The 8,010-nt window shown below is 34.2% G+C and carries 15 protein-coding genes; all 15 read left to right on the top strand.

Features of this window, described 5'->3' with window-relative positions:
* Positions 1–23 precede the first annotated feature (23 nt).
* The 15 genes from HMPREF2881_RS01730 (at position 24) to HMPREF2881_RS01670 (ending at position 7,998) form a co-directional block, all read left to right on the top strand.
* Positions 24–392, top strand: coding sequence for a hypothetical protein (locus HMPREF2881_RS01730; protein ID WP_070653626.1), 369 nt, complete (start codon positions 24–26; stop codon positions 390–392).
* Positions 393–707 (top strand): MazG-like family protein, encoded by a 315-nt coding sequence (locus tag HMPREF2881_RS01725; RefSeq protein WP_070653625.1) that lies wholly within the window; start codon positions 393–395, stop codon positions 705–707.
* Positions 708–785: 78 nt separating this feature from the next.
* On the top strand, positions 786–1,097 hold the full coding sequence (locus tag HMPREF2881_RS01720) for a hypothetical protein (protein ID WP_070653624.1): 312 nt from the start codon (positions 786–788) through the stop codon (positions 1,095–1,097).
* Positions 1,094–1,339 carry a hypothetical protein gene (locus HMPREF2881_RS01715; protein ID WP_053022085.1) on the top strand — a complete coding sequence of 82 codons (246 nt, stop codon included), beginning with the start codon at positions 1,094–1,096 and terminating at the stop codon, positions 1,337–1,339. Before HMPREF2881_RS01720 ends, HMPREF2881_RS01715 begins: the two co-directional genes overlap by 4 nt.
* On the top strand, positions 1,324–1,473 hold the full coding sequence (locus HMPREF2881_RS11615; RefSeq protein ID WP_141752620.1) for a DUF1381 domain-containing protein: 150 nt from the start codon (positions 1,324–1,326) through the stop codon (positions 1,471–1,473). Before HMPREF2881_RS01715 ends, HMPREF2881_RS11615 begins: the two co-directional genes overlap by 16 nt.
* Positions 1,466–1,636 carry a transcriptional activator RinB gene (gene rinB / locus HMPREF2881_RS01710; RefSeq protein ID WP_070653623.1) on the top strand — a complete coding sequence of 57 codons (171 nt, stop codon included), beginning with the start codon at positions 1,466–1,468 and terminating at the stop codon, positions 1,634–1,636. The genes HMPREF2881_RS11615 and rinB overlap by 8 nt, the downstream gene beginning before the upstream one ends.
* A complete protein-coding gene (locus tag HMPREF2881_RS01705; RefSeq protein WP_070653622.1) occupies positions 1,636–1,992 on the top strand; it encodes a hypothetical protein in 357 nt (118 codons plus the stop codon). Before rinB ends, HMPREF2881_RS01705 begins: the two co-directional genes overlap by 1 nt.
* A 73-nt stretch (positions 1,993–2,065) precedes the next feature.
* A complete protein-coding gene (locus HMPREF2881_RS01700; RefSeq protein WP_064206959.1) occupies positions 2,066–2,482 on the top strand; it encodes a transcriptional regulator in 417 nt (138 codons plus the stop codon).
* Between the two features lie 257 nt (positions 2,483–2,739).
* The gene (locus tag HMPREF2881_RS01695) at positions 2,740–3,126 is read left to right on the top strand and encodes a phBC6A51 family helix-turn-helix protein (RefSeq protein WP_070653621.1); all 387 of its coding nucleotides are present in this window, start codon (positions 2,740–2,742) and stop codon (positions 3,124–3,126) included.
* A gap of 2 nt (positions 3,127–3,128) precedes the next feature.
* Complete coding sequence (locus HMPREF2881_RS01690) at positions 3,129–4,412, top strand: PBSX family phage terminase large subunit (protein WP_070653620.1); 1,284 nt, start codon at positions 3,129–3,131, stop codon at positions 4,410–4,412.
* 13 nt (positions 4,413–4,425) lie between these two features.
* Entirely contained in the window at positions 4,426–5,919 is a 1,494-nt protein-coding gene (locus tag HMPREF2881_RS01685; RefSeq protein WP_070653619.1) for a phage portal protein, read from the top strand.
* A gap of 6 nt (positions 5,920–5,925) precedes the next feature.
* Positions 5,926–6,876: a minor capsid protein gene (locus HMPREF2881_RS01680; RefSeq protein ID WP_070653618.1), complete on the top strand. Its 951-nt coding sequence runs from the start codon at positions 5,926–5,928 to the stop codon at positions 6,874–6,876.
* Positions 6,877–6,880: 4 nt separating this feature from the next.
* Positions 6,881–7,054, top strand: a complete 174-nt coding sequence (locus HMPREF2881_RS11735; RefSeq protein ID WP_176744861.1) for a hypothetical protein — start codon at positions 6,881–6,883, stop codon at positions 7,052–7,054.
* A gap of 10 nt (positions 7,055–7,064) precedes the next feature.
* On the top strand, positions 7,065–7,214 hold the full coding sequence (locus tag HMPREF2881_RS01675; protein WP_196306361.1) for a hypothetical protein: 150 nt from the start codon (positions 7,065–7,067) through the stop codon (positions 7,212–7,214).
* Between the two features lie 169 nt (positions 7,215–7,383).
* Positions 7,384–7,998, top strand: coding sequence for a capsid assembly scaffolding protein Gp46 family protein (locus tag HMPREF2881_RS01670; RefSeq protein WP_070653616.1), 615 nt, complete (start codon positions 7,384–7,386; stop codon positions 7,996–7,998).
* Positions 7,999–8,010 lie beyond the last annotated feature (12 nt).

Below are 8,010 nucleotides of genomic sequence, written 5' to 3'. Positions count from 1 at the left end.
TCGAAATGGAATGAGGGGTAGGAATGGCAGAAGTTAAGTTATCACAGAAAAGTTATGATGAACTGTTAAAAGATATAGAAACGTTGAAAAATAAAGAGAATAAACTTAATGAAATCATCGCAGAATTGAGAAATGAAAATACAGATTTAAAAGTAAATTCGGACGTTTACTACAATACTTGCAAAGATTGGATAAAAAGTTACGAAGAATTATATGAGGACTATATGGAATTAGAAACCAAAAGTAAGGCATTAGATAAAATTAAGAAATTTATCGATGCAGAGTTTGAAGAATACGAAGGCTTAGCTATTACTGATTTATATGATGGAGGCGTTTTGTACGCAATAGAGAAGATAGCAGATATTATCGATGAAACTGAGGAGGAACAATAAATGAACACATTAGATCAATTAGTAGAACAAGTACAACAATGGAGTATGGATAAAGATTTACACAATGGTAATCCAGATAGACAAGCACTTAAATTCTATGAAGAAGCTGGGGAAGTTGCATCAGCATTATCTCGTGGGCAAATGGACGCATTAAAAGACGGTATAGGCGATACAGTCGTTACATTAATTATCTTGGCACAACAACATGATATGACGTTACAGGAGTGTTTACAGTATGCATATGACGAGATTAAAGATAGAAAAGGAAAGACTATTAATGGAACGTTCATCAAAGAAGCAGACCTTAAAGAGTAAGGACATAGTAGCAGAGATTAAAAGAATACTCCGCAAAGAGTAACGAGAAGTAAAACGGAGTAACGAGGAGTAGATAGAGTGAGTAATTTTATCGGAAGTTTCAACATGCCTAAACAACAATTAAAAGAATTGTCTGATGCAAAGTTGGCTATGCACTTTACGTATATGGAAGAACGATTTAAGCAACTGAACAAAATGAAGTTTGATTGTTTATTACCACTTGATAAAGATAGTTCAGAGATATTGGAAATACCTCATAAAACACAGAAAGAATTTAAAAATATATTCAGACAAGTGATGAAAGATAAAATCGGAGAGGCGCATGCTGAATTTGTAAAACGTAATATTGGAACATACGAAACTAATGTAAAAGAGGTGCTGGGGAAGTGACACAATATTCTAAAGTGTATTTGAAAAAGAACCATCACAAAAGAGGTATCAAATTAGGTGAAGTTGTAAAAGGTTCTAGTTGGTTAGAAATGACTGAACAGCTACCTAAGTTAAAAGAACTACCTATAACTCCTTATTTAAGATTTTGGGAAGTAGATAATGATCTTCATATAGATTACGGTTCACACAGAGCAATTATAGTAGTTAAAAATCAAGGAGTGATACCATGCCACAATTCCTAATCAGAGAATTCACAGATAGCACAGGTTATGTGCATGTAAATGTAGAACAACCTAGAGAGAATGAACGTATGACGTTGGTAGAGGCAGAGGATAAGGAAGAAGCTAAGAAAAAAGTGAGTGAACGGAATGATTAAACGCATACTTAAAGATTTATTCTTAATCGCTATGTATGAGTTAGGGAAGTATCTCACTTCTCTACTCATCATTAAATTAGAAAGTGAAGATGATATTGATACTGCACCGAATGATTATACTTTAAATGGTGATCAGTCAGATTTGAATGGAGTGAGTGAGTAATGGATAAACAAATACTGGAATACTTAGATAAAGTAGGAGAGAAAATCGGAGGAGTAGCAAAAGAAGGTTTTGACGTATATGTACATGGTGTATTTGTAGAAAGTTTAATTATGTCGATAATAGGTTTGTTATTTATAATCGTGCCTATCTCTGTAATAGTTATTAGTTATAAGAAAATCAAACTCACTGAAGATGTAATAAATTCTGAAGGAGATATATCAATTGCGATGATTTTTGTTGGAGTATTATTCATACTTTCGATTGTAATTGGTTTGATGACATTATCGTCTTACATTACAGGGGTTTTTGCACCAGATTATGTGGCAATTAAAGATATAGTAGAAGGTGTTAGGTAATGACTTGGTGGATAGTATTAATACCGATTGTGTACCTAGTATGGATATGTATAAAGAGTAAGGGGGAACGTAAGTGATAACGATTGAACGTCATGATATTAGAAAGCTAGAAGAATATATCCAACATGTAGAACGTTATCGTAAGGAATTAAAGGTTTGTGAGTATGAGTTACTAGAAAATCATGAACCAGAGAATGTAGGTGCTGGGAAAAGCAATCTACCTAGTAACCCGATTGAACGTCAGACAATTAAGAAGTTGAGTAACAAACGATATGTAATGTTAAGTAATATTGTGAACGGCGTTGATAAGTTGGTAGAAGAAGCAGACGAAGATACACTTGATATGATTAACAAACGATACTGGGAATGTCCTATTGGTTGTTATGAGTGGGAAGATTTAGCAGAATACTTCGGCACGAGTAAATCAAGTATATTAAGACGACGCAACGCAATGATTAATAAGCTAGCAGAATTAATCGGTTACGTGTAAATGGACTTGAGGGGCATATAAGTTCGCTTTAAAAGGCGATATCATGATAGTGTAAGTTCTATCAGGTGACTTACATGTAATGATTTAATTCTTTGCTGAACAATTCAAAAACATACTCCTTTCTAAAATGTTAGTTTTTCATTTACTTATCCCTAAAAGGTAAATGATGTGACCTATCTGAGAGAACACTCAGGTAGGTTTTTTGTTGTATAAAAAAATAAATAAAGTGAATAACGTGAGAGTTGGTGATATATGAGATGACAAAAATGCAAAATAATGCAACATTTGGGGCGTATTTGGAATTGACAAAAAAACAACAAGAGTACATACGCCTCAAGAATGAAACAAACTTAAATGAAGGTGAAATCGCTTCTGAAATTGACGTTAACCGTTCTACTATCTCACGCTGGAAGAACAACGATAAATTTAGAGAAGGCTTTAAAGGTTATCAAGTAGAATATTTATCTAATCAAGTACCTAAAGCATTACAGACAATGATTAATCTGTTAGATGCTAAAAGTGAATTAGTTAGATTTCAAGCGTCAAAAGATATATTAGATCGTTCAGGTTATACTCCGATAGACAAACAAGAATTAGAAGTAACTACCCCTACAATTATTAATAATATTCCATTAGAGGACTAATTATGGAAATACAGTTAGATAAAATTGTTGGCGGAGGATATAACCGATTCTTTAACAATAAAAACTTTTACAGAGTTGTGAAAGGCTCTAGGGGTAGTAAAAAGAGTAAGACAACTGCATTAAACTTTATATACAGATTAATGGAGTATGAGTGGGCTAATTTACTTGTAGTCAGACGCTTCAGTAATACAAATAAACAATCAACATATACAGATTTGAAGTGGGCTACAAACCAATTAGGTGTGGCTCACTTATTTAAGTTTAACGATAGTTTACCAGAGATTACTTACAAACCGACTGGTCAAAAAATATTATTCAGAGGACTTGATGATCCATTAAAAATTACATCAATTACAGTTGATAAAGGAATATTGTGTTGGTGTTGGATAGAAGAAGCGTATCAAGTTGAAACCTACGATAAATTTGCAACGCTTGTTGAATCCATTCGTGGTAGCGTTAATAGTCCTGATTTCTTTAAACAGGTTACAGTTACATTCAACCCATGGAGTGAACGTCATTGGCTTAAACCTACATTCTTTGATGAAGATACTAAGCTAAACAATACATTTTCATACACGACAACATTCCGAGTAAATGAATGGCTTGATGATGTCGATATTGCACGTTATGAGGACTTGTATCGTACAAACCCTAGACGTGCAAGAATTGTTTGTGATGGAGAATGGGGCGTAGCTGAAGGACTTGTGTTTGATAATTTCGAAGTGAAAGAGTTTGATTGGTTGAAAGTATTCAAACGAACACAAGAAAAAGCACATGGTAGTGATTTCGGATTTACTCACGATCCAACTACATTGATTAGTACCGTTGTAGACATGAAGAATAAAGAATTATGGATATACGACGAACATTATGAAAAAGGTATGCTCACTGATGAAATATATCAAATGTATGTAGATAAAGGATATAAAGATGCACTTATAGTTGCAGATAGTGCTGAGAAACGTTTAATTGCAGAGATTAAGCGTAAAGGTATTCCTAACATTAAACCGTCAATCAAAGGACAAGGCTCAATAATGCAAGGTGTTCAGTTCATACAAGGTTTTAAGATATATGTGCATCCAACTTGTGTAAATACGATTGAAGAACTGAATACTTACACATTTGAACAAGATAAAGAAGGGAATTGGCTCAATAAACCAATTGACGCTAATAACCATTTACTAGATGCACTTAGATATAGTCTAGAACGTTTCCATTTACCACATAAACAGACAAAAACAAATGTTAGGAAGAATATTAGCACAATCAAATCAATGGGCTTATAAGGAGGGATAACGCTTGTTAAAAGTAAATGAATTTGAAAGAGATGCAGAGTACCGACAACATCGAGATAAGATATACAGACGTGACGCAGTAGAAACATATCGTTACGACGGTACATTAAGCGAGATACTAGGTGATTATGATTTCATTAGTGAATGTATTAGTCATCATTTAGAGGCGCAAGTACCTAGATTACAAATGCTTGATGATTACTATCAAGGACTTAACTACAACATTATGCGTAATCGTAGACGTAGAGAAAGACACTTAGCAGATAATCGTGCAGCACATGACTTTGCATCATACATTGCAGACTTTATCAATGGTTATTGTTTTGGTCATGCGATACAAGTACAAACAGAAGATGAAGATACACAAGAGAAGATTAACGGACTACATAACCTAAATGACATCGACACACACAACCGTTCAATCGGACTAGATTTATCTATCTTCGGTCGTGCTTATGAATATATTATCCGTAATCAAGATGATGAAGTGAGATTGTATAAATCTGATCCACGTCATACATTTGTGATTTACGATAATACGATTGAACAGAATAGTTTAATCGCAGTGAGATACTGGCAAACGTCAACAAGAGAATATGATGACACAGATATTTACAATGTAGACATCATTACACCTAACGCAACCAATTTCTTCTATGCGAATAAGTCTACTAATTTATCACTACAAGAACGCAGACCACCAGAGCCACATTCGTTTGGTAAGGTAACAATCACAGAGTTTAGTAATAATGAAAAGCGTCGTGGAGACTTTGAGAAAGTTATCCCACTTATTGATTTATATGACAATGCACAATCAGATACAGCTAACTACATGAATGATTTAAACGATGCAATGTTACTTGTAATCGGAAACATGGAATTAGATAGCAATACAGCTCAATTGCAAAAAGATGCAAATGTATTCCACTTAGTTCCACCAGAATACACAACAATGGACGAGAAAACGACTGAGGGCAATGTAGATGCTAAGTATATCTATAAAGAATACGATGTAAATGGCGTTGAGTCTTATAAAGATAGAATTAGTCGTAACATTCATATGTTCACTAATACACCAGATATGACTGATGAAAACTTCGGTGGCAATCAATCAGGTGAAGCAATGAAATATAAGCTGTTTGGTTTAGAACAACGTACTGCAATTAAAGAAGGTTTATTCCGAAAAGGGTTGCGTAGACGTTACAAGTTAATCGGTCAAATTATGAGTATCAATCGTGAGTTAGATAAAGATGCTATTCAAGATTTAACATTCACATTTACTCGTAATATTCCTAAGTCGATTAAAGATGAAATGGATATGTACTTACAAGCTGGTGGTCAACTCAGTCAACAAACTCTAATGTCGCTTGTATCATTTATAGATAACCCTCAACAAGAAATGGAACGTATCGAGACTGAAGAAGATGAACAACTTCAAAAATCAGATGAACGTATGTACAGACAGGGTATAGACAATCAAGCTGACATTAAGGAGTGATAGTCTATGTCCTACTGGGAAGATAGAGCAAAGGAAATTATTGATGAAGAAAGTAAATCAGATTATGAGATTGTTCAAGAGATACAACGTATTGTTGATGAGATGAATGAAGATATTGAAGATGAGATCAATCGTTTCTATGCAAGATATGCAACGAGAGAAGGCATTACATTATCTGAAGCTAAGAAAAAGATTGATGCAGTAGATGTTCAAATGTTCCAACAGAAAGCAAAACAGTATGTTGAGAATAAAGATTTTAGTGATAAAGCTAATGCAGAACTAAGAGCCTACAATACTAAGATGTATGTTAGTCGTGAGAAGTTACTTCAAGCGCAACTAGGACTAATTGTTACTTATGCTTATGCACAGATAGAACAATCTATGTATAACTACATGGAGAGCGCTTATTATCGTGCATTAGAGCAACAAGCAGGCATCTTAGGAGAAACACTCCAAGTATCTATTAATGACGTTAAAACAATCATATTCACACCGTTTGAAGGGCATAAATGGAGTACAAGACTTTGGTCAGATATGGACGTGGTAAGACGACATGTACAAAAGACCACACGTCATGTATTACTACGTGGAAGACATCCTTATGAGTTTGTGAAAGACTTACGCAAAGATACAGGAGCAACAACTTACAATATGAAACGCCTATTACTTACAGAAACTGCAAGAGTTCAAACGTTAGCGTCTAAACGTCATATGTTAGAAGAACACGGTGCAGAAGCAGAATATCAATTTGTAGCAAAAATAGATAGTAAGACTACGAAAACATGTAGAGGTTTGAATAATGAAACATTCAAAGTAAAAGACATGGTTCCGGGAGTAAACGCTCCACCTATGCACCCGTTTTGTCGTAGTGCAGTTGTGCCATATATTGGTAACTGGCGTGATGAATTCTTTGCAGCACGTAAAGGTAAATATAATCTAAGTAAATTTACGGAGTGATAATATGACTGAGCAAGAGAAATATTTGAAAGAAATCGCTGATGAATTGAGATGGATTCGTGAAGAATTAGAAAAATCAAATAAAACAATAGAAATAAAAAATGAGATAGACTCTAAAACTTTAGCTGAAATTGTTAATAGAGAAAATGCTAAAGAGAGTCATCTATTTACGCTCTAGGAGTGATGATGTGTTAGAAACACTCAAACGTATCGCAAGCGCATTGGAAGGTGTACACACTGAATTAAAGCGTCTGAACGATACAAATCCTAGTAACCAAGCACAAGCGAAACCTAAGCAAGATAAGAAGAAATCATTTGAACCAAAGAACTTTATTTAAACTATGACCTAAGTAAGTCATTAAACTGCTAATAACGTAATCAACTGGATTAATACAATGTAATAAACATAAACATCAGCACACTTTATTGGGCTTAACCGCACTATAATGGGTGCTTTTTTTATGCGTAAAACCATTCGTGTTAAGACTGTTTGAAAGGACGATATAAATGAATGAAATTAAACGATTAAAGCTAAATTTACAGCATTTCGCTGAAGATAATCCAAATGATCCTGAAGGAAAAGATAAACAAAGTGGAGATAAACAAGGTGATGATGATAAAAAAGTTTTTGAATTAACTCAAAGTGAGTTAGATAGTCAAAAACACAAAGCTGTAAATAAAGCATTAGCAAATCAAGAGAAAAAATTCGAACAACGGTTAAAAGAAGCTGTTGAAAATGCACGTTCCGAAGGTGAAAGCTACGCTAATTTAACTCAAAAAGAAAAAGAGGAAAAGGCGCTGTCAGAACGTGAGAAAGCAATTGCTGAACGTGAGAAAGCTCAAGCACTTAAAGAATTGAAATCTGATGTAGTTGATGACTTGAAAGAGCAAGAACTTCCTACATCATTTGCTGATGCACTTATCAAGATTGAAGATAACGAAGAAATTAAAGATGTTATTCGACAAATCAAAAAAGACTTTGATAGTGCTGTTGGAGAAAAAGTCAAAGAAGCTACACGTCAAGCTACGCCGAATGATCAAAGTAGTAGTTTTTCACGAAATCAAAGTAGAAAAGAAAAAGGTTTAGGCAGTATTGCCGACGAAGTAAGAATTATTCAATAAACGGAGGAATTA

This window comes from Staphylococcus sp. HMSC057A08 (assembly GCF_001812925.1).
Taxonomy (GTDB): Bacteria; Bacillota; Bacilli; order Staphylococcales; family Staphylococcaceae; genus Staphylococcus; species Staphylococcus hominis.
Note: the sequence above shows the minus strand (reverse complement) of the source record. Positions and strands in the feature narration are given on the sequence as shown.

Excerpts from the sequence above, each read along its gene's own strand:
- HMPREF2881_RS01730 (WP_070653626.1), top strand. The coding sequence starts at position 24 with ATGGCAGAAGTTAAGTTATCACAGAAAAGTTATGATGAACTGTTAAAA.
- HMPREF2881_RS01725 (WP_070653625.1), top strand. The coding sequence starts at position 393 with ATGAACACATTAGATCAATTAGTAGAACAAGTACAACAATGGAGTATG.
- HMPREF2881_RS11615 (WP_141752620.1), top strand. The coding sequence starts at position 1,324 with ATGCCACAATTCCTAATCAGAGAATTCACAGATAGCACAGGTTATGTG.
- rinB (WP_070653623.1), top strand. The coding sequence starts at position 1,466 with ATGATTAAACGCATACTTAAAGATTTATTCTTAATCGCTATGTATGAG.
- HMPREF2881_RS01705 (WP_070653622.1), top strand. The coding sequence starts at position 1,636 with ATGGATAAACAAATACTGGAATACTTAGATAAAGTAGGAGAGAAAATC.
- HMPREF2881_RS01695 (WP_070653621.1), top strand. The coding sequence starts at position 2,740 with ATGACAAAAATGCAAAATAATGCAACATTTGGGGCGTATTTGGAATTG.
- HMPREF2881_RS01690 (WP_070653620.1), top strand. The coding sequence starts at position 3,129 with ATGGAAATACAGTTAGATAAAATTGTTGGCGGAGGATATAACCGATTC.
- HMPREF2881_RS01680 (WP_070653618.1), top strand. The coding sequence starts at position 5,926 with ATGTCCTACTGGGAAGATAGAGCAAAGGAAATTATTGATGAAGAAAGT.
- HMPREF2881_RS11735 (WP_176744861.1), top strand. The coding sequence starts at position 6,881 with ATGACTGAGCAAGAGAAATATTTGAAAGAAATCGCTGATGAATTGAGA.
- HMPREF2881_RS01670 (WP_070653616.1), top strand. The coding sequence starts at position 7,384 with ATGAATGAAATTAAACGATTAAAGCTAAATTTACAGCATTTCGCTGAA.